Here is a 25,225-nt window from a genome sequence, read left to right as displayed (position 1 = left end):
CTTGACGATGTTTTTTAGTTTAGGTGCACTTCCCAGCAATTCGTTAAATCGGAATCAAAGCTATTAATGCCTTCCACCTCTTAATAGCCATCTTAATCAGCCATTTGAACCCGGTGCGGTTGCCAGAACCATTCGCGGCCGTCACGCGACAACAAATCAAACGCTGCCTGTGGTCCCATGGTTGCGGCCGGATACGTTGGCATGTTCGGCTCTTGCGACCAGGCAGCCTGGATGGCATCAATGAAGTGCCACGAAGCCGACAATTCGGACCAATGAGTAAAGTTGGTCTGATCGCCTTCCAACACGTTGTTGATCAACCGTTCATAAGCCTCTGGTGCTGCAGCCGCTGCCTTTGGATCATGGCGGTAACGCAATTCATCCGGTTCAATGGTGAGGCCAGTTCCCAACGCTTTGCCGTTTAGCTGTAGCGAATAGCCCTCACTTGGCTCGATATAGATCGTCAAAGTATCCGGTTTGCTGTCGGCGGATTGGCCGAACAACGGCGCAGCGACTGGCTTGAAGGTCAGTGTCAGCTGCGTCGATTTGCGCGTCAAACGCTTGCCGGTGCGAATATAAATCGGAACGCCTTGCCACTGCGGCATATCCAACATAATTTTTCCGGCCACAAATGTCGCGGTTTGGGAATCAGCCGCCACGCCTTCTTCCTCACGGTATCCGCGAACGGCTTTCCCATCGACTTCAGCGCCGACGTACTGGGCGCGGACAAAATTGGCTTTCGCTGTTGCCAGATCATAGGGCTTCAACGCCGCGAACACTTTATCCTTTTCCGCCAAAATATCATTGGTGGTAAAGGACTTCGGCTTGTCCATGGTGAGATAAGACAGCACCTGCATCACGTGGTTTTGCACCATGTCCCGCAGCGCACCAGCCTTTTCATAATAACCGGCCCGTTCCTCAACACCGACCGCTTCTGCCAACGTAATTTGAATGTTGTCGATATACTTCTTATTCCAGATGCCTTCAAAAATCGTATTGTCAAACCGAAACGCCAAAAGATTCTGAATCATCTCTTTGCCTAAGTAATGATCAATCCGGAAGATCTGATCATCGTCAAACGTTGCCGTTAACGAGTCATTCAGTTCTTTGGCGCTGGCGTAGTCATGGCCAAACGGTTTTTCGATAATGAGCCGATTAAACCCGACATCTGTCAACAAATGTTCGGACTTGAGATGGCTGGCAATGGTTTCAAAGAAGTCCGGTGCCATCGCCATGTAAAAGACCCGGTTGCCACCCGTCGCAAACTGATCATCCAACTTAGCCGCCAGATTTTTTAGCGTGATGTAATGATCCGCATCGGTGACATCATGGCTTTGATAAAAGAAATGTTGGGCAAACGCGTGTGCTTGCGCCGGCTCGGGGTTAAGCCCGGCAATCGCGGTTTCAACCACCTCATGGTAATGTTCATCGCTCCATGGTCGTCGGGCAGTCCCGATCACGGCAAAATGTTCAGCCAACACGCCGCGGCGATAAAGATTAAACAATGCGGGATATAGCTTACGCGAAGCCAGATCCCCTGATCCTCCAAAAATAATGATCACAGCGCGTGATTCTTCTGGCATGTATACGACCTTGCTTTCTCAAACAGCCTTATGTTGAAATACAACAAAGCGTTCCTCCCGAGGTAAATAAGACTTTTCCCCCGCAGGCGCCTCAATGGATCCGAATGGCATTTCAGCCCGGAGCACCCATTCAGCAGGAACTGCAAAAGCTTCGCGCACTTGCTCATCAATCAAGGGATTATAGTGTTGCAAACTGGCACCGATATTATTCAAAGCAAGCGCGACCCAGACCGCCTGTTGCGCCCCTCCCTGAGCTTGTTCAGCCCAATCTTGAAAGTTGTCGCGGTAAAGTGGATAATCCTTCTCTTCTTGCCTGACTGTTGCACTGTCTTCAAAAAACAAAATGGTTCCAAATGCAGCCTTAAAACTATTTAGTTTCTTCAACGTTGCTTGGTAAGCCTCATCTGATGGAACCTCTGAGCGCAAACGTTCAGCTGTCAGGTCCCATAAGTGTTCGTGATGCTCATCAAAGAGAAAAATCGCCTTCACTGTCTGGCCATTAAAGGCCGTTGGTGATTCAATGATGGCATCTTGCGCTATCTTGACAATATCATTCGTCGGCGTCGTGACCGATCTGCCCAGTTGGTAAATCGACCGCCGTTTTTTTAAAGCAGATACAATTTGATTGTTAAACATTTTATAACCTCCGTGTGCTTATCCATTCGTTAATGACCTATCCCGGGATCGCAGGGACAAAAGAAAGCGTCTGCCGATAGTCGCTACCGAAGCTGATAATCCGCCAATGATCAATCAGTTTTTTGTCTGACCCCCTGTTGTCCTTGCAAACATTATGATACGATTAGCACTATATTAATGTAAGTGAGAAAAATGTAAGTCATTTTAACTCGAAGGAAGTCCTCTCTATGGCACGCGAAGTTTATGATTGCGCTGACGGTTGTCCCGTCCAAAGCACGGTCCAATTCATTTCCGGAAAATGGAAGAGCGTCATTTTATATCATCTTTTGAGAGGTGACGCGACACGTTTTAGCACGCTTAATCGCGCGATCCCATCCGTTACCGAACGAATGTTGGCACTGCAGCTGGCACAACTGGAAGCTGATCATCTTATCGTGAAAAAAATAGGTACCGTTAGTGACAACCGTTCGCTGGAATACAGTTTAACTTCATTTGGGCGATCCTTAACACCGGTTATCGAAGCCATGGCCGCTTGGGGATCCGCCTTCAACGATCACAAGATTGAGGCAAGCGACAACGTCTAAGGTTTCTGTTGAATCCTTCTTTATTGCCATTAATTGAAAACTGACGCAGCAAATCGTCAACACCAAAAAGGACGAATGAGATTTCCCACACAATGTGGAAATCCATTCGTCCTTCATTTTGTTTTCGCACAGTCAGTCGCTATGACTCACTCATGCTCACTGCGTTTTAATGCCGTGCTGGTCAATCAGCCGGCGCAGCTTGCTTTGAATTGCCAACATCGTCATCCTATCTGACTGCTTGAACGCATCGACATAACTAGGTGCGTCGGTGGTGATGGTTGCGACTTGCCGGCCATCGAGATCGCTAATCATAATCGTATTCCCGTTTAGTTCGGCCGTGAAGTAGCTGCCTTCAAATCCTTCATCTAGCAGCCACTGTGCCCAGTTTTGAATATTTTCGGCAATCGCCTGATCAAGCGGCATTTTGTCTTTTAAACTGGCCTGCCGCTTTTTGACTTCTGCCAAGGTCATATATGCTTCGGTTTCCATAATAACAGCGCCAACCTTCTTCTTTTAGCACCACACAATTCCTGACTCCGTCTTCAATCGCTGTCAGTATACCCTGCCTGTGCTAAAAGTGCACGTCAGAACCATTGCGATGCAAGGCCGCCATTTTGTAAGCGCGGCGGTTTTCGTAGTAATTCGCGTGAACCAGCTGCAGATAAGGATTGATGGCCCAGTCGAAGAGATGGAACGTGGCATTTTCCAGCAAATACCAGCCAATCAATGAGAGGTACAAGCCCAGTAAATCTGCCTTAAAACCTTTCATGAGGCGCCATGATCCGATCAAAGCCGTGATGGACGAAAACCGTTGATCGGCTTCGTGGCCATCCTTAAAGACCCAAAACGCCTGCCGCCATCCTAGTGCTAACATAACTCCGGGAAAGATCAGAAAAGAGAACCCGATGAGTGTCAGAAAATACATAAAGATCCACAATGAAATGGACCCCCAAAACCATTTACCGTTGAACAAACCTAACACAGCTTGAAGCGGTCGTACACGTTCATGGTTGCGGACGAGATCCAGCACCGCAAAGTTAACACCTTGGGCCAACATCGTCACGACAAGGCTTTGAATCGTATTCACCATGCCGCTGTCATTACTGCTTTGGGCGTAGTAAGCCTGAAAGCCAGTCGGATCGGTGAACATTTTTTCGGCACCGAAGCCTTGCACCACCGCCTGGATCATCAAATAAACGGTAATCGTCGCCGCGGCCTGCAACAAGCTCGGCAACAAATACGCCAGCATAAGATCCCGACGATTCGTTCCCGTCTTCAGTTGTTTCTTGGCTGCTTGTTTCAATTGCGGGAAAGTCATTAAATTTTCTGCCAAAGTCCATGATCCTCCTGATCAATGATCAATTTTAACGGTTTCCTTCTTATTTGCTTTGGCACGGCGGCGTGCGTGGCGCAAAACGCGATGAATGCGCCATAAAGCATACAGTTGTTGGGGAATCGCACCGAAAACACCCAAGGACTGAGTGGCTGAATCGCGCCGGACCACATGGTGATAAGCCGGATGGCCGGTATATAGGAAATGGTGCGTTGCCATCACATAAGTTGCCGTAAATAGTTCGTCTTCCATAATGGACATTTGCTCGTCGAAGCGCAACTGCATTCGTTCAATAACGTCGCGGCGAAAAACTTTGTTCCATAGGTAACCGCGAATATAGCCCACTGGATGCAGCATCTGTCGAATCAATCCGTCGCGCGTCAATTGTTTTGCCTTGCGTAACCCCGGTCGCACCGGTCTCGGAGCGGGATCATCCCGGAAAAACGGCATCGCAATGAGATCCCATCCTTGATTCATCATTTTAACGGCATGGGCAATAAAGTCCGGCTCATACCAGTCATCGCCATCCATGAATGCCACCAATTCGCCACGTGCCTGCGCCAAACCGCTATTACGCGCTGCGGAAACGCCTTGGTTCACGGACTTTAAAATGGCATGAATGCGGTTATCCAGCCGGGCAAAATGGCTCACAATCTGCGGTGACCGATCGTCGGAAGCATCATCAATCACGATGATCTGTAAATGGGAATAAGTTTGTGCCAAGAGACTCTGCAAGCCATGTGCCACGTATGCCTCAAGGTTATAAACCGGTACAATAATCGTCACAAGCGGCGTTGTCATGACGCCACCTCCTCGTGAATCCGTTGCTGATAGGCTGTTTGCTTAAGTTGAATACGTATCAATCCTTTTTTGGTAAGTGTTGCTTAGCTGCCAACGATAAAATTTGTCTGCGGGGCAAACCAGCGTTTTTGCGGCGCTGATAATTTCTTATCCGTAATCAGCGTGCTGATCTGTCCTAGTTCCAATCCGCGATAAGGCGCTTCAATCTGGAACTTTTCGGTTTCAGACACTACGACCACCTGACGCGCCGATAACGCTGCTGCTTGTTTAACCTGTGCATCTTCCATATAAGAAAAGTACACGCCGTCTTCGGCAATCGCGGTTGCGCCGATAAACGCGGCATCAAAAGCAATCCGGCGCAAAGTTTCCAGCATGGTCGGCTCAAAGAAGAACCGCGCGTGGTGGTCAAGCTTGCCGCCAAAAAGATGCAGGTTGACTTGTTCTTCTACTGAAAGGGCAATGGCATTATCGAGGCTGTGCGTATAGACGGTCACCGGATGCCGAATGGACTGTGACAATTTCAAAAGCGTGGTCGAGTCATCAATGAAATAAACGCCGCCCGGTTTGATCAGCGATAATGCTGCTTTAGCCATTTTCGTCTTTTGGGTCGAAAACCGTTTTAGGCGGGCCGAGTAGCTAGGAATACTGTGGCCGAAGTTTAACGATACCAAGCCACCACGGGTTCGGCGGGCAATTCCTTGAGCATCCAAAGCCACAATGTCCCGGCGTGCTGTGTCACGAGAAACGCCAACTGCTTTCATAATGTCGTCAATACTCAGTTCATTGCGGACTGCCAGCAGTCTTTTGATCTCCTCAAAGCGTTTTTCCCGATACATCGCCACCGCACAAACCTCCCTACTTGTCTCGCCTTATTATACCTGATTCTTGAAAACCGCGTTTATGGAAGAACATTTATTGTCCAATTTTCGATTTCGACAAGTGAATAATCCGCAATTTGGTCTTGACCACCCTCGGTAACGACCAACAATTCTGACTTTTTAGCCGTGAAATTAGCATATCATTTCCTGATCGCTAAAAGTTTAGGCTCCCATAAATTTTGGAAAAATTCACAAATTGTGGTAGAAAATGTCCGCAAATCACAGAATCTTCAAGGGTTGAACCCACTTTTTCAAAAAATGTTCAGTGATTGTTACGAAAAAATTTAACATTCGGTTTGTTACGTCAGCGTAACAATATTACCAATTTAGCTATTTTTGTAATGATGCTGGTATTTTATTGACACACCACACCTATATACTTCGTTTGTGTTCTCGGGGGAACAAAACGACGGCTATTCAAAATATAGGAGTGAATTTTTATCTTTACTAAGCAAATTAAATTCTCGATCATTACGTTACTCAGCGTGGCACCTTTGTTAGGAATGGCAAGCAATCATTCGCAAAAGGTTGAAGCGATTGCCGATCATGCCACATCTGATAGTGACAACAGTAAAGTCAGTGCCAAGTCAATTGTGTTAAGCAATGAGGCTAAGGTTGAACAGGCGAATGCATATTCACTGGTCAATCCTAAGAATGAAAATACCATCACAGTCGGCACAAATGATATTGCCGAAGCAGCACATCAGATTGCTGATCAAAAAGCGGCTGCTGCCAAGGCTGCCGAAGAACAAGCCGCTGCCGAAAAAGCAGCAGCTGAAAAAGCGGCTGCAGATCAGGCAGCTGCCGAAAAAGCAGCGCAAGAGCAACAAGCTCAGGCACAGGCAGCGCAAAATGCTGCTAACGCTGCGGCGGCAAGTGCAGCACCAACGAGCACTGCACAAACAACCCAGACAACAACCAAAAAGGGAACCTTTAAGTTGAGCTTCTACGATCCCGCAGTCCTCGGCTCAAACATGGGATACGATGGCGTTGCAGCCAATCTCTCGGTCTTCCCTAAAGGCACACGTCTGAAGATCACCTTGTCTGATGGTACAGTTTGGTATCGGACCGTTAATGACACTGGTAGTTTTGCGGCAGGCAACCCTAACCAACTGGATGTCGCGATGCCTAACTCCCAGATTCCTTCAGCAGGTGTGATGTCAGCAACCGTTGAAGTTGTTGGCTAATTCATCAGTTCGGTAAACCTCCTCACAAGCCTGAGGAGGTTTTTTCTATGCCTTTCAAAAAGGCACTCCCATACATTTCTTACGATTTTAAAATTAAAATTCTTGACATTCACCGATTTCTTTGTAAAATAAGTTTCAATTCAACAAATGTTCAAAAACGATGAGTAGAAGAGTACCTAGGTTGTCAGTGTCAGCGAGTCTCGGTTGGTGGGAAGAGACCTCTGATTGCCTGGTGGAAAGTAGTCTACGAGTTGCCATTGCGACTTCGGGAGTAATGGCTGGGATTGCGCCCATTACAGCAATCGCGTATCGCCGGGAATCCGGCCGTACGCGGCGAGGCCGCTGACGGTGACGTTGGTGGTAAAGTAAGGTGGTACAGCGTGATCCGCGCCCTTAACAGTTCTGACTGTTAAGGGCTTTTTTAATGTGAGCGTGAGCCGGCGCGTTTAGAAGCCGGAGTGTAAGCGGCCTTGGACGCAATGGCCCGGGCTTAGGCCATTGTGACCAAGGTCCTTACACGGAGATTTCTGCGACTGCGAACGCGTTATGGGCAATGCGCCACATGCCCGCCTCAATAAGCTTCTTGCAGTCAGTGTCGCGATTGCAATCGTTTATAAAATGGAGGGATTCTCAATGTCAACACAACCCAAACTCACCAAACGCCAGTACCTTACCCTTGGCTCCCTGTTGTTCGGGATGTTCTTTGGAGCCGGAAATCTGATTTTTCCGATTCACATGGGCCAGCTGGCTGGAAGCGCATGGCTACCTGCCGCTATTGGATTCTTGTTATCCGCAGTTTTACTGCCGCTGTTGTCCATCATGGCCATCAGCCTCACCCGTGCGAGTAGTATGTACGATTTAGCCCGCCCAGCAGGTCACGGATTCGCTTTGTTCTTCCTACTTGCGACCCACGCCAGCCTTGGCTTACTCATCGCCTCGCCGCGGACGGCCACAGTCACTTATGCGATCGGGATTTCACCTTTTTTAGGAAAGGCGCAGCAGCAAATCGGCTTACTGATCTTTTCGTTCATTTTCTTCCTGGCAACTTTTCTTCTTGCCCGGAATGAAAGCAAAATTACCACCTATATCGGCAAACTGCTAAATCCGCTTTTTCTGATTTTACTAGCCTTCATTTTCTTCTGGGCACTTTTGATCAAAGGTGACATTCGGACCATTAGCTTTACCGGTAACGCCAACTTAATCAGTGGCAATCTCGTTAACGGCTTTTTGCAGGGTTACAACACGATGGACGCTTTAGCTGGATTAGGCTTTGGGGTGACGATTATTACCGCCCTTAAACTCATGGGGCTGCATCGCGCTTCCAGTCGGGCCAAAGCGGTTGCGAAAGTTGGTTCTTTGGCAATGGGGCTCGAGGCGATCATCTACCTGCTACTCATCATGTTAGGCGCCATCAGTCTGGGTTTTGCTAAATTAACCGCAAATGGCGGCACCGCCTTTAATCAGATCATGACCCATTATACAGGACTCATCGGAACCGCCTTGCTTGGTGCCATGACGTTACTGGCCTGTCTAACAACCGCGATCGGCTTGGTTACTTCCTTCTCCCAGGATCTTGGTCACCGCTTCCCGAAGCTGGGTTACCATTTCTTCTTACCGATCACGACAATCGGGGCGTTTTTCATCGCCAATTTCGGACTGGATCAGATTATCGCCTACTCCACGCCGATTTTGATGCTGCTCTATCCATTGGCCATTGCCTTGATCATGTTAGGGCTGCTTCATCCGTGGATCGGCAAGAATACCCGCATCTATAAGACCACCATCGCCTTTACCATGATTCCGGCCTTACTCGATGCCATTCACGCGCTGCCTGCCGGTTTGGCGCAATTGCCTTTCTTTGCCGCCATTCAACATTTTGCTTCAACCTTCATCCCCTTGTTTGGCATTGGCATGGACTTTGTACCATTCCTCCTCATCGGGTTTATCTGCGGCTTCATTGCTGCCAAGTTTAGCGGGGCAAAATTGGCCCCTGACCTGCCTGATCCAGACTAACCTTGCTGTATATGAACCAAAGGAGTGTAAAAGGGACGATGCTTGCCCGCCTCGATGCAGAAACAAAAAGGCGAAAGAATTCTCGCCATCGCAAACTGCGATTTGAGAATTCTTTCGTCTTTTTTCGGTTATGCCTAAGTTTGAGGCACTAAATATCTCAGAACATCACGGCCCAGTAGTGGCACCGTCAAGCGAAACCGTATAAACCGGATTGTTGGCGGTCCAGTCAAAACCGGCCGCATTGTTAATTTCATTTTGCCGGGTATTGAAGTTACTTAGCTTTTCGCTTTGTAAACCTAGTTGTTCACGTAGTTCGTCTGACGTTTTCTGAAGCGTATCGGTCTTCATAACCTGATAGGCAGCATTATCAATGTAAACACCGATACCTCGAAGTTGCTTACGTTCGATAGTGCCCGCTGAAGCCCGGTAATTTTGGGCAATCGCCATCATGTCATCAAACGTCAGATTCGTCCGCATGCTGGAAGATAAGGAATCCATGACCTTCTGATAATTGGTCAACGACTTAACTGACAACAGATGCTTGACAATTTGATTGATGACTTCCTGTTGCCGCTTCTGCCGGCCATAGTCACCTTCCGGATCTTCGTCACGCATCCGCGCGTAAGCAAGTGCCAGTTCGCCATTGAGATGGGCTTTGCCTTTCTTGAACGTCTGACCACCGGTGTTGGCGTCTGTCCAGGTAAATGGCACATTGACGTCCACACCGCCAACCGCATCGACAATCTTTTGCAGGCCTTCCATATTAACCGTCACGTAATAATTAATTGGAATATTCAACAACTTTTCAACGGTTTTGATAGCTGCGCTTGATTTGCCATAAGAGTACGCTGCATTGATCTTTTCATAGGTTGAAGAGTCGTTGCCAGTCCCCACCATTTCTGCCAGGGTATCACGCGGAATGCTGACCATCGTTGTTTTCTTTTCTTTAGGATTAATGGTCACTAACATGAGGGTATCGGATCGACCGGTATCTTTACGGCCAAAAGCGCCAGTATCGGTTCCCATCAGGAGAATACTGATGGGTTTTTTACCATCAAGGTCAGAGTCAACAGCCTTGGTGCTGACGGGATCGTAAGTTTTCGCCACGGCTTTCTTCGCTTGGGAGTAGAATCTGGCCGCATAGCCGCCCGCAAGGAATAACGCCACAAGCGCGATGACGACCACTGCCCGAAGAATCGTATGGCGCCGCTTGGGTTTATCATGTGTCGTTCGCAGATTTGAATCTTGTTGCTTAGACATTACTTCTTCACTCCAGTTTTAGTTTCTACGGTAGTGTAGCAGATAATTATGAAGAAAGAAGGGATTTAGCTCAAAAATCGGCGTGATATGGTAACATTAAAGAAATATTAGAAATTGGAGCTGATCAGATGCAACATTTACCGGTACGTGAAGATGTTCCAACCAAGCTGACCTGGGATCTAACCACCATCTATCCAAATGATGCGGCTTGGAACGCTGACTTTGAAGCTGTGCGCGAACAGGCTAAAGAAGCAGCCGCGCTCAAGGGAACTTTAGGCAATTCAGCCGATGCACTCATCACCGGCATCAAGGCGGTTTTAGCAGTCTTTCGACGATTTGAGAAAGTCTATGTTTATTCAAGCCTGAAAAGCGATCAGGATACTGGCAACGCCACTTATCAGGCGATGAATGCCAAGGCCGAGAGCCTCGGTGCCGAACTTGCCAGTCAGTTAGCCTTTTTGGATCCGGAGATTCTGGCAATTCCCGCAGACAAACTGACAGCATGGCGCGACACCGAAAGCCTCAAGCCGTTTGGGCACTTTATTGATGCGATCACCGTTAATCGCCAACATGTGCTGACAACCGCAGCCGAGGCTCTGATTGCCAGTGCCGGTGATGCGCTGAACGCCAGCCATGCTACTTTCAACGTCCTAGATAATTCCGACCTGCAATTCGGTTTCGTCGAAAATGAAGACGGCGAAACAGTGCAACTCAGTAACGGCTTGTATGGCCAGTTGATTCGCTCAACTCAGCGAAAATTGCGCAAAGAAGCCTTTGAAACGTTACTGCGTGCTTACGAAAGCATGAAGAACACGTTTGCCCAAACGCTGAGCGGCCAAGTCAAGGCGCACAACTTTAATGCCAAAGCCCATCATTACGCCAATGCCCGCGCGGCGGCAATGGCAAGTAATCATATTCCAGAAAGTGTTTATACGACCCTCATCGACCAGGTCAACACCCATCTGCCGCTTCTGCATCGTTATGTCACATTGCGGAAAAAAGTCCTGGGCGTCGATCAATTGCACATGTATGACATCTACACCCCGTTGACCGGCAAGCCGCCATTGACCTTCACGCTTGACCAAGCAAAAACTGAAGCATTGAAAGCTTTGGCGCCGCTTGGTGATGATTATCTCAGCCATGTCCGGGAAATCTTTGACAACCGCTACATTGATGTCGTCGAAAATAAAGGCAAACGTTCCGGCGCTTATTCAGGTGGGTCTTACGATACGAATCCGTTTATTTTGCTGAACTGGCATGACGCGGTGGACGAACTTTATACTTTGATTCACGAAACCGGCCACAGCGTTCACAGCTGGTACACGCGTCACAACCAGCCTTATGTGTATGGCGATTACCCGATTTTTGTTGCCGAAATTGCGTCAACGACCAACGAAAATCTGCTCACCGATTACTTCCTGACCCACACGGATGACCCCAAGGTACGCGCCTACATCCTGAATTACTATCTCGATGGCTTTAAAGGTACCGTCTTCCGCCAGACGCAATTTGCCGAATTTGAACACTGGATTCATCAGCAGGACCAACAAGGCGAGCCACTCACGGCAACCAGTATGTCAACATACTACGCCGATCTCAATGCCCGGTATTATGGACTGGATGTTGCCCGCGATCCCGAAATTGCCTTCGAATGGGCACGAATCCCGCATTTCTATTACAATTATTATGTCTATCAGTATGCAACCGGTTTTGCCGCAGCATCAACGCTAGCTGCCGGCATTAGCAGCGGCGAACCCAACGCCGCGTCCCGCTACTTGGACTATTTAAAGTCAGGCAGCTCGCAATATGCCATCGATACCATGAAAACCGCTGGCGTCGATATGACCAAACCGGACTATCTGGAAGCGGCATTTTCAATGTTTGAAAAACGGTTAACGGAATTGGAAGAACTTTTGCAGAAAGGATGAGTCCTTTGAAACTTGGATTTATTGGCACCGGTGTGATGGGCACCGGCATCATCAAGAACTTTCTTAAAGCCGGTCAGGAAGTCATCGTTTATAATCGCACCAAGGCCCATGCACAGGCAGTCTTGGATGCCGGTGCGGTCTGGGCAGAATCGCCTCACGCCGTTGCTGCACAATGTCATGTTGTCATGTCGATGGTCGGCTTCCCACAAGATGTCGAGGCAGTCTATTTTGGCTGCGATGGCATTCTTGCCGGTACCCAAGCCGGTGACTTAGTGATTGACATGACCACCAGCACCCCGACACTGGCCAAGCAAATTGCCGAAAAAGCCAAAGAAAAAGGCGTCATTGCCATTGATGCGCCTGTTTCCGGTGGAGATATCGGCGCTGAAAAAGGCACCCTCACCATCATGATCGGCGGTCAAAAAGACTTGCTGCCAAAACTCAAAGAGCTGTTTGCGCCAATCGCCTCATCCGTCAATTATTTTGGCCCGGCCGGTTCCGGGCAACATGCCAAAATGGCCAATCAAATTATGATTGCCGGCACGATGACCGGATTGAGCGAAATGCTCGTCTATGGGAAAGCTGCCGGACTGGATCTGAACGAAATTCTGAAAGTCGTCGGCAGTGGCGCCGCGGCGAACTGGAGTCTCAGTAATTACGGTCCGCGCATGCTGCAAGCCGATTACACGCCAGGCTTTTTCGCCAAGCATTTTCTCAAAGACCTCCGCATTGCGTTAGACGAAGCCAAGAAAATGCATTTACAGCTGCCGGCAACCGAATTGGCCGAAGATCTGTATGCCAAAATGGTAGCAGCAGGCAAAGGCGATTTAGGCACGCAAGGGTTAGTCACAATGAACGAACGGTGGGATGAAGCATGACCAAAATCGCCATTTTATCAGATATTCACGGCAATATGACTGCCTTTTCGGCGGTTATTAAAGACGCCCAAGCACATCATGCAGATGAATATTGGTTTCTTGGCGATTTATTTCTTCCGGGTTCGGCAGCAGCCAATCTTTGGCAGGATTTGCACGCCTTGCCGCTGACCCATCTTGTCAAAGGAAATTGGGATGACGATTTATTCTGGGTTTTGGATGGTCCGGTCGACTTGGCACAACCAACCGATGTCTACTTCAGTCGCTTAGTGGCGTATCTGTGGCCGCAGCTGACGGCCGACATGTTGACGACCATCCGTCATTGGCCGCTGCATGACGTTTTTGAACAAGATGGCCTCGTGATCAGCCTGGCCCACAATCTGCCAGACTCTAATCACGGTCATCGCTTATACCCCGACCAACCACAGGCAAACTTTGACCAGATTGCTCCGAGTCAAGATATCGACATTGCGATTTATGGGCACACCCATCAGCAATTGCTGCGCTATACCAGCAGCGGTCAGGTTATTCTCAATCCCGGTTCGATTGGCCAAGCTTATTCGCCGCGGGCTAAGTTGCAAACGACTACCTACGCGGATTACGCATTATTGGAACTCGACAACGGTGCCATCACCGATCTGAACTTACGGCAGGTTTCCTATGACGTCGCGGCTGAACTGGCAGTGGCCAAGAATGCTCAGTTGCCTTATCTGGAGGTTTACACCAAGCTGCGGCACACTGGCGCGACAAGCACCCACAACGCCGCCTACCTTGCCCAGTTTGATCAATCCCACCACTATCAAGCAGAAGTCGCTGAATTTTTACGTCAGCAGCGCGAGCGGCACTAGTGGGATTTTAGACTAACACGAAAAATGACTTTAGAGAGGCATGTATCTGCTCTCTAAAGCCATTTTTTAATGCAATTCAATCAATTTGTCTGGTGGTGATACCACAGTGCCAAGAAGTAAAAGATAAACTCAATGGCAGCGATGAAGAACGTCACTGGCCAGTTCGTCAGGAACCCAAGGTAAAGGCCGCTCCAGACGCCAATGAGCGCCGTGATGACGGAAATCACGATCATCTGCGGCAGCGTCCTTCCCAGATACTTAGCAACATTAGGCGGCAGCGTGAGTAAAATGAACACTAGCAAACTGCCGACAATCTGCGCACCGATCGAAACCGACACCGCGAGAATGAGCAGAAAGTAAATGGAAATGTATTTACTTTTCAACCCCTGCGCGGCAGAGCCCACCGGATCAAACGAATCAAAAGCTAGGCGGCGATAGCCAAAATACAGCGTAAACAGAACGCCGGCAGCCAACGCGACCAGCTGCCAAACGTCACTGCGCGAAATGCCGATAATACTCCCGAACAAAATTGTCGTCGCATAACTGGCATTGGCACTCGAAAGCGATAAAAACAAAATGCCCAAGCCGATGAACAAGCTCGAAACCGCGCTAATCGACGCTTCCCGACGCGAGGCCTGAACCGACATGCGGCCGACACTGATACTACTAATGGCCGTAAACATCAGCATCCCATCCAGCGGTCTAATGCCGGCAAACACTGCAAACGCGGCACCGGCAAAGCCTACTTCAGACAAAGTATGCGCCAGAAAGGACATATTACGGGCAACCACAAAGACGCCCACAATACCGGTCGTGATAGCGATAAACGTGCTGGCCATAAAAGCATTTTGCATGAAGGCATAAGCAAATAAATTCATGCGATCACCCCGCGATTCTCGGCATCATTGCGCAACTCTTCCGGCATTGAAGCCAGATCCATCTCGGCAGTCGGTTTCATTTCGTAACGATCGCCAGTCAGCAACAAATATTGTTTGGTATATTGCTTCGCCAGGCTCAAGTCATGCGTCACGAAAAGCACCGTTAACTTCTGAGTCTGGTTCAGCTCCTGGACCAGATCCATCAACTCATGCTTGGTATTCACATCCAAGCTCGCTGTCGATTCATCGAGAATCAAAAAGTTGGGATCATCCAGCAGCGCCTGGGCTAAATAGGCCTTCTGCTTTTCACCGCCGCTCGCCATTCCGAGCCGCGTGTCAGCAATATGCGTTAAGTGAGTCGCTTTGATAACCCGATTCAGTGCCGCTTTTTCCTTAGGTGTATGCCAGAAGAAAAGATGGTCCAGCTGCCGCAATTGAATAAAGCTGCGGATTGACAGCGGAAATTCCTCGTCGACATTGCGAAACTGGGGCACATAGCCCAGTCGAACCGGTGGCTGCTTGCGAAACTGAATCGTGCCGGCTTGCGGCTTTAACTGTGCCATCAGCAAGCGAATCAGCGTGGTCTTCCCCACCCCATTCGGCCCAACCAAGCTCGTTATCGAGCCGACATCCAAATGAAAACTCAGGTCGCGATAAAGTTGTTGATCGCGAAATCCAAAACTAAGGTGCTTCACAGACAAAATTGGTTCGCTCATAGCTGCCTCCCAATCGTAGACGGTAACGATTACGATCTACTATTTTACCTAAGTTTTCATGAAAAGGCCAGTTTTATTTGGTTTTATCTGCTTTGAACGGATTAGCGGCACTAAAGTCAATCCGAATCGTTTTCGGCTTATCCTTCACCACAAGAATATAGCCATGCCCTAGAAAAGGCTTGTCCCCCTTATAGGTCAACGGGAATTCCTGTGCGGGTGCCAGGTTACCCTGAATGATCATCGCATACATTTCGTCATCGGTATAATCATCTGAAAAGGCAATTGCCACCGGTGCCGTTACCAGTTGCTTGGCCTTCTGCATCACGGCAATGACATCAAAGATCTGATTCGTTACCTCTTCGGGAAAAACCTTGGCAACATCTTCGGCAACGCGGCGTTTTTTGGTTGGTTCGTACATAAGTTAAAGATCTCCATTTCTGTATTTGTGAATGGCGTAAGTTTATCATATTGAGCGACTGACTGCGACGGTCGGCTTGAACCTGCAAACGCAAAAAAGCCGACGTATGGTCGACTTTTTAATGTTTTTGCCTTTAAACAAACAAACTCAACAGCAGCACCCCACCCAGTCCGACAACGGAGATAATCGTTTCCAACAAGGTCCATGTCAGCAGGGTTTGCTTAATGGTGAGGTCAAAATATTCACGGAACATCCAGAAACCGGCATCGTTGACGTGGCTGGCTGCCAATGATCCAGCGCCAATTGCCAGCACCATCAAAGCTGGTTGAATGCCGGCGCTTTGCATCAAGGGCAGCACCAGTCCAGAAGCGGTCATGGCGGCAACGGTCGCCGAACCGAGTGCGATTCGCAAAACCACGGCAATTAACCAGCCAAGAATCAGTGGCGAAATGGACGATGAGACGAATAGGTTTTTCACGGAATCACCAACGCCGCCATCAATTAAGACCTGCTTGAATGCGCCGCCGCCACCGATAACCAACAGCAGCATCGCAATGGACTTCACCGCATCTTCCAGCGTAGCCATGATATCCTTGGCTGGCAGCTTGCGGGCATAACCCATGGCCCACATGGCGAATAGAAGCGAGATTAGCATCGCAATACTCGGTGACCCGATAAAGGCGATCAGATTGTCCATACCGGTCGGTGTTTTTGGTGTTTTGCCACCATGCAGAACCAGTTCATAGACCGTCGCAATGGCCATCAGGATAACCGGGAACAGGGAAGTCAAAACCGAGATACCGAAGCCAGGGGTTTCATCAAGCTTGAAGGTTTTTTGCGGTCCCAACGCTTTTAAATTCCCACGCCGTTCAAAAGCATCCGGAACCAGCCGATGGGCAAGTTTGGAAAATAGCGGGCCGGCGATGTAGACGGTTGGCACCGCAATGATCACCCCATACGCCAGCACCAGTCCAGCTGAAGCACCCAGCGCCGTCGAAATAGCTGTCGGTGCCGGATGTGGCGGTAAGAAGCCGTGCGTGACCGACAAAGCTGCTGCCATCGGAATGCCAAGTGTCAAAATCGGGACACCGGCTTCAGCAGCAATGGCAAAGACGATCGGAACCAGCAAAACGATCCCGACTTCAAAAAACAAAGCAATGCCGATAATGAAAGAAGCCAAAACCACCGCTAATTGTAAGCCCCGGCGTCCGAACGCGTTAATCAGCGTGTGGGCGATGCGATAAGCACCACCGGCGTCGGCAACCAGCCGCCCCAGCATCGCGCCGAAACCAAAGACCAGCGCAAGCTCACCTAATTGCGAGCCAATACCGGTTTGAATACTCGTGGCGATCTTAGCTGGTGCCATCCCCAGCCCCAGTGCCACAACAACAGCTGTTATTATCAGAGAAACATAAGTGTTGAACTTAAATTTAATAATCAACACCAACAGTAATAGAATGCCTAAAACCAAGACAAGTAAATCCATGATAAGTCCCCTCCTGAGCGTGAGCCAGCGCGGTTAAAAGCCGGAGTGTAAGTGGCCTTGGGCGTGATGGCGGTCTTTGCCTCTTTGCCATTGCGACCAAGGTCCTTACATGCAGGCTTTTGCGCTGGGGAGCGCGTTATGATGAGCGTGAGCCAGCGCGGGTAGAAGCCGGAGTGTAAGCGGCCTTGGACGTGATGGCGGTCTTTGCCATTGCGACCAAGGTCCTTACACGCAGGCTTTTGCGCTGGAGAGAGCGTTATGATGAGCGTGAGCCAGCGCGTTTAGAAACCGCTTACAAAACTATCGATAAAAAGTGGCAGCCGTATTGAGTCTGTCTCGCGTCTGTCGACCACTTTTTTCATAGACCTGTATCATAAGCAAGCATGAGCTACCGCTTTTTCATTAATCCTGTTCTTTGCTACGTGCCCTCGGATCCGGATGTGCACGTTGATAATCGGCAATCGCCTGATACTCGCTGCCGAGTTTGCGCGTTAACCGAATCCAGATTGGCAATAATTCCCGATAAGCCTGGAAGTTAGCTTCATTCGGTTCGTGTGTGTTGGTCACGCCAATCATATCCTTGACGACACTGAGATCATCAATCAACCCTAGCGATTTCATTCCAATCACTACGGCTCCCAGTGCTGAGCTTTCAAAGCTTTCGGGAATGTTGACTTCCTGTTCAAATACGTCGGCCAGCATTTGCCGCCATAATGCGCTGCGGGCGAACCCACCTGTGGCCTGAATGGCGCGCGGTTTACCGGTAATGCCTTCGATCATCAACATCACCATATACAGGTTATAAACAATCCCCTCAAGTGCGGCGCGAACCATGTGTGCCCGCGTGTGTTGACGGGTTAAGCCGAAGAAACTGCCGCGCGCATTTGCGTCCCAAATCGGTGCCCGTTCCCCGCCAAGATAGGGGTGGAATAACAGCCCATCCGCACCGGCAGGAATTTTGCTGGCAATATCGGTCAAAACTTCATATGAATCAACCTGCAATTGCTCGGCGGTGATTTTTTCCGGCGCAAACAACTGATCGCGCACCCAGCGGAACACGATGCCACCATTATTCACCGGACCGCCGACGACCCACTTATCGGGCGCTAGGTAGTAAGTGAACAACCGCCCTTGCGGATCAACAACCGGCTTATCCGTCACCACGCGAACGGCGCCTGAAGTGCCAATCGTGACCGCCAAAACGCCAGGATCAATCGCGCCAACGCCAAGGTTACTTAGCGTGCCATCGCTAGCTCCGAGAATGAACGGTGTTTGGTCGTCAATGCCCGTCACGGCGGCGTAATTAGCATTTAACCCGGTCAGCTGATAACTCGTATCCACCAACTCCGGCAGTTGATCGCGCCGGACATTGGCAACATCTAGGGCACGATCATCCCAATCCATCGTATGAATATTGAACAAGCCCGTCGCGTTTGCCAGTGAATAGTCTTGAACATACCGCCCGAAGAAGCGGAACAAGATATAATCTTTAATCCCGATAAAATGACGCGTGCGGGCAACAAGCTCGGGATGCTCGGCACTGAGCCACAGTAATTTCACCAGCGGCGACATCGGGTGCGTTGGAACCCCGGTCGCCTTAAACAGCGTCATTCCCAGGTCACTTTGCTTCAGCTTCGTCGCGTAAGCCGCTGCCCGATTGTCTGCCCAGGTAATAACCCGTGTGATCGGTTTGTCATGCTCATCCATCAAAATCAGACTATGCATGGCGGCTGAAAACGAAACGCCGCCTAATTCACTGGGCTGAACATTTCCGCGATGCATGACTTCGGTTAATCCGCCAACCGTCGCCGCAAAAATTTCTTCCGGATCCTCTTCAGCCATATCCGGCGTATCTTGATATAACGGGTAAGGGTTATTCGCCGTTGCAATCGCTTGACCTTTTAGATCAAACAAAACGACCTTGGTACTCGTTGTACCTAAATCAACCCCGATCATATATTTGATAGACATCACGTTGTTCTCCTTTACTTCACTTGGCCGCCGTGTTTTCCAGTCGTGGGATCAACTGCATGTCCCCCGAACTGATTGCGTAAAGCAGCCACTACTTTACCGGTCATGGTATCGGCCGCTTCTGACCGATAGCGCATCATCAACGCACTGGCAATCACCGGCGTTGCCACGTGCAGGCGCAAGGCTTCTTCGACTGTCCATGCGCCTTCACCGGAGCTATGCATGATCCCCTGAATCTTTTCGAGATCGGCATCGTCGCTAAAAGCATTACCGGCCAGTTCCATCAACCAGCTGCGAATCACGGAGCCGTTGTTCCACATTTTTGCCACTGCTTCATTGTCGTAATCATAAGGACTGTGAGCCAAAACATCGAAGCCTTCGCCAATCGCCTGCATCATGCCGTATTCAATGCCATTGTGAACCATTTTCAAGTAATGCCCTGAACCAGCCGGGCCGGTGTACAGATAGCCACCAGGCGCGGCAATGGCTTCAAACAGCGGTTCGATTTTGGCAAATTGGGTTTGGTCACCGCCGATCATGAAATTGCCATTGGCCCGCGCACCTGCCATGCCGCCGGACGTCCCGACATCAAAAAAGTGAATGCCTTCCTCTGCCAGTAACTGACTTCGCTTAATAGAATCTTGATAATAAGAATTGCCGCCATCAATCACGATGTCGCCAGGCCGCAGTAACTTGGCCAGCTGATTAATCGTTGCATCGGTTGGTTTTCCCGCCGGTACCATGCTCCAAATGATCCGCGGTGATGCCAGACTCATCACCAGCGCATCGAGACTGGCAACAGCTCTCGCCTGATATTGCCCCACTTCCATCCGCGCCTGATCATTCAAGTCAAACGCAACCACTTCAATATCATGATCGCGCATATTCGCGACCAGATTCATACCCATTTTGCCTAAACCTACCATACCTACTTGCATATGCTATCCCCTCCTGAGCGTGAGCCAGCGCGGGTAGAAGCCGGAGTGTAAGCGGCCTTGGGCGTGATGGCCCGGGTTTGGCCATTGCGACCGAGGTCCTTACACGTAGGCTGCTGCGCTGGCGAACGCGTTAATGTGAGCGTGAGCAGGAGCGCTTAGAAATCGGAGTGTAAGTGGCCTTGGACGTGATGGCGGTCTTTGCCATTGCGACCAAGGTCCTTACACGCAGATTTCTGCGACTGCGAACGCGTTAATGTGAGCGTGAGCCAGCGCGCCTAGAAGCCGGAGTGTAAGCGGCCTTGGGCGTGATGGCCCGGGTTTGGCCATTGCGACCGAGGTCCTTACACGTAGGCTTCTGCGCTGGCGAACGCGTTAATGTGAGCGTGAGCAGGAGCGCTTAGAAGCCGAAGTGTAAGCGGCCTTGGGCGTGATGGCCCGGGTTTGGCCATTGCGACCAAGGTCCTTACACGCAGATTTCTGCGACTGCGAACGCGTTAATGTGAACGCCAAGACCACTTTTCTGGGGATCGAAAGCACTCCTCCGTGATCATGGTGCCATTGTATGTAAAAAAATTACAAAAATCAAGCAAACTGTTCGTAATTAATTTTCAACCCATGTATTTAATGCTATACTCATCTTGAGGAAATGGAGGAGGGGCATATGCACGATTTTCTGGTACAACTACAAATTTATAAACCAAACTTGAGTCGGCAAGAAAAGAAATTAGCGGATTTTCTTCAAACGCATCCAGATCGCGCCAGTCAGGCAAATATTGCGGAACTTAGCGCAATAACGGGCGTCAGTACGGCTACAATTTCGCGATTTGCCAAGGCGTTGGGTTACCCGAACTTCCAGGCGCTGCGGATGGCCTTGGTTCAGTCGCCACCGGAACCGGACCAAACGCTATTTGCGGAACTGAGCCCAGACGATTCTGTCGAGACCTTAGCGCAAAAAATCTTCACCTCCAATATCGATGCGCTCCGAACCACTTTGGCCAACCTGGATGCCAACGCTTTGGCCAAATCGATTAACTGGATTACCCATGCGGATCATCTCGGCCTTTTTGGATTAGGCGCCAGCAATCTTGTTGCGTTAGATGGCTATCACAAGTTTCTGCGGACGGCCATTCCCGTTGCCTATGCCGCGGATTATCATATGCAGCTCATGGCAGCAACGCATCTGGGCGCCAATGATGCCATGATTTTGACGTCGCATTCCGGTGAAGATAAAGATGCCATTGCGTTAGCTGACTTGGCCAAGCAACAACAGGTACCGCTTATCGTGATCACCGGCGCACCGGCTTCCCGTCTGGCAAAAATGGCCGATGCCGCCTTTGTCGCGGTTGCCGAAGAATCGCGCTACCGAACCGAAGCGCTCCATGCGTTAATCGCGGAACTCAGCCTCATGGACACACTGTTTATGATCAGTGCCATTCAAACCAACAGTCAGACCGCCCCACTCTTTCGCCGGGTCCGCGCCACCATTGATGCGACGCGCCGATAATCAATCATCAGCAGCTTATGTCACTTTAAGTATACAAAAACGACATCTGAGAATTCATTCATCAGGTGTCGTTTTGGATCGGAAATATTTTTTAGCTAAATGACATTGACCGTCACCAGCCACGACTATCAGAGTTGCAAGCCGTTTTTGATAGACTGCAGCGTGATTTTATTTGACCAGTCAACCTTGTCAGGCCAGGCGAACACATTGTTGGTGATGATGCCGTTAAAATGTCGTTCCCGCAACACAGCATAAAGCGTGGCAAAATCGACTTCACCTTCGCTCGGGTTTAAGTGCTGGTGAATCGTCACCGGGGCGCCTGGCGGATTGATGATGTACCGCAAGCCTTGGTTGCCTTTGTGATTAAACGTGTCTGCAATCAGAACATGGGTAATGAGATCACCGGATTCCGCAAACTGTTGGCGAATATCACCGCGCCCGTCATCCATATAAAAGGCATGAGAGCTGCACCAAACCTGATGGACCCAGTCGACATCCAACGAGCGGATTAAGCAGCTAGCGGCCAAGTTCGATTCAATAAAGTCATTGGGATGCGGTTGGATTTCCAAGGTGATGCCGTTCTTTTCAAATTCTGGCGCCAGCTCTTCCATGGATTTGTACCACTGTCCCTGTGATACCAGTGGCTGGAACTTATCGCCTGAAAATTCGGTATTCAACACTTTCACACCCAGCGCCGCCGTGATTTCAATTGTGCGTTTCAGGTTACGAACAGCAAATTCACGCTCCTGTTCATCGGGTGATGACCATTGCTGCACCGGAAGTACCGAAGAAATTTTTACGCCGGCATCCTGGGCATACCGTTTTACTTGCTTGATCAGTGCCGTGTCCGCTACCGGATGTTCATAGAACCAAATGAAATCTCTACGCGGTGACAGTTCAACATATTCATAGCCGAGACGAGCGACCTCGTCAAACATTTGCTTCAACGTCATGGTGTCGCGAAACATGGAAGGATCGTAAGCTAATTTCATGATCTTCACACCTCCAAACCTGAAACCGCCGTTGATTGATTCAATTGCGCGATGCTGGTGGTGATTTCGTGCGCCAACTGCTGGTTACTTTCGGCCGCTAACCGTGTCGAGAAGGCTTCAAAGGAATAGTTGCCTTTATAACCCATTGATTCAAAAAGCTGTACCTGTTCAACGTTTTGCATGATATCCCGGTCTGTAATAAACAGCCGATCCTCATCCAAAACTTCGCGCAACTCGTGAATCGGTTCGATGCCAGACAAATGAACGAGTCCGATTCGTTTCACGTCAACATTTGCCTTAAACTGTGCTGCCGTTATATGTGCCAAGAAGAAGTGGAAGGTATCAATGGTTAACTTGAATTCCGTGCGACCGGATAATTCGATCGCCTGTTGCGCCGTCCACGGATACCGCAACGTGCTAGCCATAAAGCCCAGCGGTTCAACTAACCCGGTCAGATGATAAGTCGCTAAGATCTCGCCAAACACTTGCAGATTGTGGGCCGCGTCCTCCAGTCGTTGTTGCGACGTTCGGCTATCTTGCGGATTAACTTCCGGCACGAAAATAATGGCTGGGCTGTCGATTTGAACCGCTAACTCGGCCAGTCCGGTCAAAAGTTGCCGATTTTTGACTAACTTTGCTGGCTGATTAAATTGTTGCAGCGCATTAATGGTCAGAATCTTCATGCCGTATTTGGCTTTTAACGCATTAAATGCTGCGGCCGACATTTGATCAATGACTGTCTCGGGATGATCGGACGCCGTCATATCGTTGCGCAACTCCACCTGATGAATGCCAACTTCTGTCGCTAATTGAAAAAAACTTTCGAGTGAGCGGTCCTGCGCTACTTTTCGATTGAGCGCCATTTTTTCTATTTGAATCGTCATGTCTAACGCCTCTACTTTCTTACGCACACTGTTTTGATATTGTTAGCTGTCAGCTTTTCTAACACATCTAGCAGCCGCACAGAAAATGCCTTAACCGTTGCATACTTCCAGAAACGGCCAAGGCATCTTCAATCTATCTTATGATTCACCTACAAACTGCCATCCAGAAATTGCGCTTTTCCTTGGCCGAAACTCCATCCTTGGTCGCTGTTGAACGAAACATTGATCATGAGATCGTTTTTATCGACTAGTCCTGCTGCCGATAACCGCTCTGCCAAATTTGCATAGAATTGCTTTAATTGGTGAACGGTACGCACGCGGCTGACTAATGAAATGACCACAACCTTATCCGTGCGCGGTATCCCTAATCCAGTATCTTCAACAACCATTTCGTAAGGCTCATGTTGGTGGACAATTTGATAACGATCACGCGCCGGTACATCAAAAGCTGCCACCATGACCTCATGCGTGATCTGCAAAATCTGTTGAATCGTTTCGGGTGATCGGCCCTTTAACATGTCAAACCGAACCAATGGCATGGCTTCATCCTCCTAATTCACGCTGTCGACTTTTAAGCTGTCCAATCGGTCACCATCATAAATGACTGACGGCGATGTCGGCAAATACTTATCCCATCGCAGTTAGGCGGGCACTTTTCCCCAGAATATGAAAGTCGTTCATTTTACTTTCGACCAGGCGCGCCATCGCTTGCTTGCCTGCTGTGAGAATTGGTTGCGGATCGTGACCGGAGCGTTTTTGTTGAAGCGCTTTGGCAACTGCTTCCGTCCACACAGTATTCACTTCCGTATTGATGTTGATTTTGGCTGTTCCGGTTTGAATCGCTTGCTGAATCTGGTCGTCAGGAATACCTGATGCGCCGTGCAAAACCAGCGGTAGTTTGGTTGCGTCGGCAATCGCGGCCATCCGCTCAAAATTAAGCTTGGGCCGCCCAACATAATCGCCATGAACCGAACCCAGCGCTGCAGCCAACGAATCAATACCGGTGCCAGCCATTTTGACCGCATCCGCCACGCTGGCATAACGAATCCCGTTGATCAGGCCATTCTCATTACCACCAACGCTGCCAACTTCTGCTTCAACCGACACATGACGTTGATGCGCATAGGCGACCACCTTTTTGGTTAAGGCGACATTTTCATCAATGGGCAACATTGAGCCGTCAAACATGACCGATGTATAGCCGGCATCAATCGCCTGATAAACGTGTTCGACAGACAAACCATGATCCAGATGAAGCACAACCGGCACGGTAATCCCCAACGCTTGGATCATGAAACGCACATAGCGGGACATGAAGTCGAAGCCCCCAAGAAAATCCATAATCCGATCGGAAGTTGCCACAATAATCGGCGTTTTGGTTTCTTCAGCAACGCTAAGATACGTCTCCAGCCAGTCGGGACCATTAATATTAAAATGACCAATTGCAGCGTGGTGAGCCAGTGCGGCTTGCATCAATGTTGTTGCTGGTATCAACGCCATAAGGACCATACCCCT

Annotated in this window: 24 protein-coding genes; 7 read left to right on the top strand and 17 right to left on the bottom strand. The window is 49.5% G+C overall.

The window, feature by feature from the left end; all coding sequences use genetic code 11:
• Positions 1–92 precede the first annotated feature (92 nt).
• Complete coding sequence (gene zwf, locus LACZS1_RS01760; protein WP_070650289.1) at positions 93–1,580, bottom strand: glucose-6-phosphate dehydrogenase; 1,488 nt, start codon at positions 1,578–1,580, stop codon at positions 93–95.
• Positions 1,581–1,598: 18 nt separating this feature from the next.
• Positions 1,599–2,216, bottom strand: a complete 618-nt coding sequence (locus LACZS1_RS01755; protein WP_010489746.1) for a nitroreductase family protein — start codon at positions 2,214–2,216, stop codon at positions 1,599–1,601.
• A 227-nt stretch (positions 2,217–2,443) separates the two neighbouring features.
• Between LACZS1_RS01755 and LACZS1_RS01750 the strand changes: the two genes are divergently transcribed.
• Positions 2,444–2,800: a winged helix-turn-helix transcriptional regulator gene (locus LACZS1_RS01750; RefSeq protein WP_070650065.1), complete on the top strand. Its 357-nt coding sequence runs from the start codon at positions 2,444–2,446 to the stop codon at positions 2,798–2,800.
• Between the two features lie 156 nt (positions 2,801–2,956).
• Here LACZS1_RS01750 and LACZS1_RS01745 read toward each other — a convergent pair whose 3' ends face one another.
• From LACZS1_RS01745 to LACZS1_RS01730, 4 genes are all read right to left on the bottom strand, one after another.
• Positions 2,957–3,289, bottom strand: coding sequence for a hypothetical protein (locus LACZS1_RS01745; protein WP_047106498.1), 333 nt, complete (start codon positions 3,287–3,289; stop codon positions 2,957–2,959).
• An 82-nt stretch (positions 3,290–3,371) separates the two neighbouring features.
• Positions 3,372–4,133, bottom strand: coding sequence for a DUF975 family protein (locus LACZS1_RS01740; RefSeq protein ID WP_070650066.1), 762 nt, complete (start codon positions 4,131–4,133; stop codon positions 3,372–3,374).
• An 18-nt stretch (positions 4,134–4,151) separates the two neighbouring features.
• Entirely contained in the window at positions 4,152–4,934 is a 783-nt protein-coding gene (locus LACZS1_RS01735) for a glycosyltransferase family 2 protein (RefSeq protein ID WP_070650067.1), read from the bottom strand.
• 83 nt (positions 4,935–5,017) lie between these two features.
• On the bottom strand, positions 5,018–5,776 hold the full coding sequence (locus LACZS1_RS01730; protein WP_010489757.1) for a DeoR/GlpR family DNA-binding transcription regulator: 759 nt from the start codon (positions 5,774–5,776) through the stop codon (positions 5,018–5,020).
• Positions 5,777–6,315: 539 nt separating this feature from the next.
• On the opposite strand from LACZS1_RS01730, the gene LACZS1_RS01725 reads away from it, so the two are divergent.
• The gene (locus tag LACZS1_RS01725; protein ID WP_070650068.1) at positions 6,316–6,999 is read left to right on the top strand and encodes a hydrolase; all 684 of its coding nucleotides are present in this window, start codon (positions 6,316–6,318) and stop codon (positions 6,997–6,999) included.
• A 633-nt stretch (positions 7,000–7,632) separates the two neighbouring features.
• Positions 7,633–9,012 carry a branched-chain amino acid transport system II carrier protein gene (gene brnQ, locus LACZS1_RS01720; RefSeq protein ID WP_010489762.1) on the top strand — a complete coding sequence of 460 codons (1,380 nt, stop codon included), beginning with the start codon at positions 7,633–7,635 and terminating at the stop codon, positions 9,010–9,012.
• Positions 9,013–9,177: 165 nt separating this feature from the next.
• On the opposite strand, the gene LACZS1_RS01715 is transcribed toward brnQ, so the two are convergent.
• On the bottom strand, positions 9,178–10,272 hold the full coding sequence (locus LACZS1_RS01715) for an LCP family glycopolymer transferase (protein WP_306402894.1): 1,095 nt from the start codon (positions 10,270–10,272) through the stop codon (positions 9,178–9,180).
• Positions 10,273–10,400: 128 nt separating this feature from the next.
• Here LACZS1_RS01715 and pepF point away from each other — a divergent pair, with 128 nt between their 5' ends.
• The 3 genes from pepF to LACZS1_RS01700 are packed head-to-tail and all read left to right on the top strand — an operon-like array spanning position 10,401 to position 13,923.
• Entirely contained in the window at positions 10,401–12,200 is a 1,800-nt protein-coding gene (gene pepF, locus LACZS1_RS01710) for an oligoendopeptidase F (protein ID WP_070650070.1), read from the top strand.
• The gene (locus LACZS1_RS01705; protein WP_010489767.1) at positions 12,197–13,078 is read left to right on the top strand and encodes an NAD(P)-dependent oxidoreductase; all 882 of its coding nucleotides are present in this window, start codon (positions 12,197–12,199) and stop codon (positions 13,076–13,078) included. The genes pepF and LACZS1_RS01705 overlap by 4 nt, the downstream gene beginning before the upstream one ends.
• Positions 13,075–13,923 carry a metallophosphoesterase family protein gene (locus tag LACZS1_RS01700; protein WP_093997946.1) on the top strand — a complete coding sequence of 283 codons (849 nt, stop codon included), beginning with the start codon at positions 13,075–13,077 and terminating at the stop codon, positions 13,921–13,923. The genes LACZS1_RS01705 and LACZS1_RS01700 overlap by 4 nt, the downstream gene beginning before the upstream one ends.
• A gap of 80 nt (positions 13,924–14,003) precedes the next feature.
• Here LACZS1_RS01700 and LACZS1_RS01695 read toward each other — a convergent pair whose 3' ends face one another.
• The 6 genes from LACZS1_RS01695 to gnd all read right to left on the bottom strand — a co-directional run bounded on the left by LACZS1_RS01695 (position 14,004) and on the right by gnd (position 20,330).
• Positions 14,004–14,801 carry a metal ABC transporter permease gene (locus tag LACZS1_RS01695; RefSeq protein ID WP_010489770.1) on the bottom strand — a complete coding sequence of 266 codons (798 nt, stop codon included), beginning with the start codon at positions 14,799–14,801 and terminating at the stop codon, positions 14,004–14,006.
• Positions 14,798–15,517, bottom strand: a complete 720-nt coding sequence (locus LACZS1_RS01690) for a metal ABC transporter ATP-binding protein (protein WP_039639686.1) — start codon at positions 15,515–15,517, stop codon at positions 14,798–14,800. The genes LACZS1_RS01695 and LACZS1_RS01690 overlap by 4 nt, the downstream gene beginning before the upstream one ends.
• Before the next feature lie 73 nt (positions 15,518–15,590).
• Complete coding sequence (locus tag LACZS1_RS01685; RefSeq protein ID WP_010489774.1) at positions 15,591–15,935, bottom strand: hypothetical protein; 345 nt, start codon at positions 15,933–15,935, stop codon at positions 15,591–15,593.
• 133 nt (positions 15,936–16,068) lie between these two features.
• Positions 16,069–17,421 (bottom strand): gluconate:H+ symporter, encoded by a 1,353-nt coding sequence (locus LACZS1_RS01680; RefSeq protein WP_010489775.1) that lies wholly within the window; start codon positions 17,419–17,421, stop codon positions 16,069–16,071.
• 402 nt (positions 17,422–17,823) lie between these two features.
• Positions 17,824–19,392: a gluconokinase gene (gntK, locus tag LACZS1_RS01675; RefSeq protein ID WP_070650074.1), complete on the bottom strand. Its 1,569-nt coding sequence runs from the start codon at positions 19,390–19,392 to the stop codon at positions 17,824–17,826.
• Between the two features lie 14 nt (positions 19,393–19,406).
• On the bottom strand, positions 19,407–20,330 hold the full coding sequence (gene gnd / locus LACZS1_RS01670) for a phosphogluconate dehydrogenase (NAD(+)-dependent, decarboxylating) (protein WP_070650075.1): 924 nt from the start codon (positions 20,328–20,330) through the stop codon (positions 19,407–19,409).
• Between the two features lie 661 nt (positions 20,331–20,991).
• On the opposite strand from gnd, the gene LACZS1_RS01665 reads away from it, so the two are divergent.
• The gene (locus LACZS1_RS01665) at positions 20,992–21,834 is read left to right on the top strand and encodes a MurR/RpiR family transcriptional regulator (RefSeq protein ID WP_274804399.1); all 843 of its coding nucleotides are present in this window, start codon (positions 20,992–20,994) and stop codon (positions 21,832–21,834) included.
• Between the two features lie 128 nt (positions 21,835–21,962).
• On the opposite strand, the gene LACZS1_RS01660 is transcribed toward LACZS1_RS01665, so the two are convergent.
• The 4 genes from LACZS1_RS01660 to LACZS1_RS01645 all read right to left on the bottom strand — a co-directional run bounded on the left by LACZS1_RS01660 (position 21,963) and on the right by LACZS1_RS01645 (position 25,210).
• Positions 21,963–22,826 carry a sugar phosphate isomerase/epimerase family protein gene (locus LACZS1_RS01660; protein WP_070652351.1) on the bottom strand — a complete coding sequence of 288 codons (864 nt, stop codon included), beginning with the start codon at positions 22,824–22,826 and terminating at the stop codon, positions 21,963–21,965.
• A gap of 5 nt (positions 22,827–22,831) precedes the next feature.
• Positions 22,832–23,710, bottom strand: a complete 879-nt coding sequence (locus LACZS1_RS01655) for a TIM barrel protein (RefSeq protein ID WP_070652349.1) — start codon at positions 23,708–23,710, stop codon at positions 22,832–22,834.
• Positions 23,711–23,859: 149 nt separating this feature from the next.
• Entirely contained in the window at positions 23,860–24,249 is a 390-nt protein-coding gene (locus LACZS1_RS01650) for a tautomerase family protein (RefSeq protein ID WP_070652347.1), read from the bottom strand.
• An 88-nt stretch (positions 24,250–24,337) separates the two neighbouring features.
• Positions 24,338–25,210 (bottom strand): class II fructose-bisphosphate aldolase, encoded by an 873-nt coding sequence (locus LACZS1_RS01645; RefSeq protein WP_070652345.1) that lies wholly within the window; start codon positions 25,208–25,210, stop codon positions 24,338–24,340.
• Positions 25,211–25,225 lie beyond the last annotated feature (15 nt).

Origin of the sequence: Lacticaseibacillus zeae subsp. silagei (genome assembly GCF_030770335.1) — a bacterium.
In the GTDB taxonomy this organism is placed as follows: Bacteria; Bacillota; Bacilli; order Lactobacillales; family Lactobacillaceae; genus Lacticaseibacillus; species Lacticaseibacillus zeae.
This window is presented reverse-complemented; position numbering and strand designations above follow the sequence as displayed.

Coding starts and splice junctions, on each gene's coding strand:
- zwf (WP_070650289.1), bottom strand. CDS start 1,580: ATGCCAGAAGAATCACGCGCTGTGATCATTATTTTTGGAGGATCAGGG.
- LACZS1_RS01755 (WP_010489746.1), bottom strand. CDS start 2,216: ATGTTTAACAATCAAATTGTATCTGCTTTAAAAAAACGGCGGTCGATT.
- LACZS1_RS01750 (WP_070650065.1), top strand. CDS start 2,444: ATGGCACGCGAAGTTTATGATTGCGCTGACGGTTGTCCCGTCCAAAGC.
- LACZS1_RS01745 (WP_047106498.1), bottom strand. CDS start 3,289: ATGGAAACCGAAGCATATATGACCTTGGCAGAAGTCAAAAAGCGGCAG.
- LACZS1_RS01735 (WP_070650067.1), bottom strand. CDS start 4,934: ATGACAACGCCGCTTGTGACGATTATTGTACCGGTTTATAACCTTGAG.
- LACZS1_RS01725 (WP_070650068.1), top strand. CDS start 6,316: ATGGCAAGCAATCATTCGCAAAAGGTTGAAGCGATTGCCGATCATGCC.
- brnQ (WP_010489762.1), top strand. CDS start 7,633: ATGTCAACACAACCCAAACTCACCAAACGCCAGTACCTTACCCTTGGC.
- LACZS1_RS01715 (WP_306402894.1), bottom strand. CDS start 10,272: ATGTCTAAGCAACAAGATTCAAATCTGCGAACGACACATGATAAACCC.
- pepF (WP_070650070.1), top strand. CDS start 10,401: ATGCAACATTTACCGGTACGTGAAGATGTTCCAACCAAGCTGACCTGG.
- LACZS1_RS01705 (WP_010489767.1), top strand. CDS start 12,197: ATGAGTCCTTTGAAACTTGGATTTATTGGCACCGGTGTGATGGGCACC.
- LACZS1_RS01700 (WP_093997946.1), top strand. CDS start 13,075: ATGACCAAAATCGCCATTTTATCAGATATTCACGGCAATATGACTGCC.
- LACZS1_RS01695 (WP_010489770.1), bottom strand. CDS start 14,801: ATGAATTTATTTGCTTATGCCTTCATGCAAAATGCTTTTATGGCCAGC.
- LACZS1_RS01690 (WP_039639686.1), bottom strand. CDS start 15,517: ATGAGCGAACCAATTTTGTCTGTGAAGCACCTTAGTTTTGGATTTCGC.
- LACZS1_RS01685 (WP_010489774.1), bottom strand. CDS start 15,935: ATGTACGAACCAACCAAAAAACGCCGCGTTGCCGAAGATGTTGCCAAG.
- LACZS1_RS01680 (WP_010489775.1), bottom strand. CDS start 17,421: ATGGATTTACTTGTCTTGGTTTTAGGCATTCTATTACTGTTGGTGTTG.
- gntK (WP_070650074.1), bottom strand. CDS start 19,392: ATGTCTATCAAATATATGATCGGGGTTGATTTAGGTACAACGAGTACC.
- gnd (WP_070650075.1), bottom strand. CDS start 20,330: ATGCAAGTAGGTATGGTAGGTTTAGGCAAAATGGGTATGAATCTGGTC.
- LACZS1_RS01665 (WP_274804399.1), top strand. CDS start 20,992: ATGCACGATTTTCTGGTACAACTACAAATTTATAAACCAAACTTGAGT.
- LACZS1_RS01660 (WP_070652351.1), bottom strand. CDS start 22,826: ATGAAATTAGCTTACGATCCTTCCATGTTTCGCGACACCATGACGTTG.
- LACZS1_RS01655 (WP_070652349.1), bottom strand. CDS start 23,710: ATGACGATTCAAATAGAAAAAATGGCGCTCAATCGAAAAGTAGCGCAG.
- LACZS1_RS01650 (WP_070652347.1), bottom strand. CDS start 24,249: ATGCCATTGGTTCGGTTTGACATGTTAAAGGGCCGATCACCCGAAACG.
- LACZS1_RS01645 (WP_070652345.1), bottom strand. CDS start 25,210: ATGGCGTTGATACCAGCAACAACATTGATGCAAGCCGCACTGGCTCAC.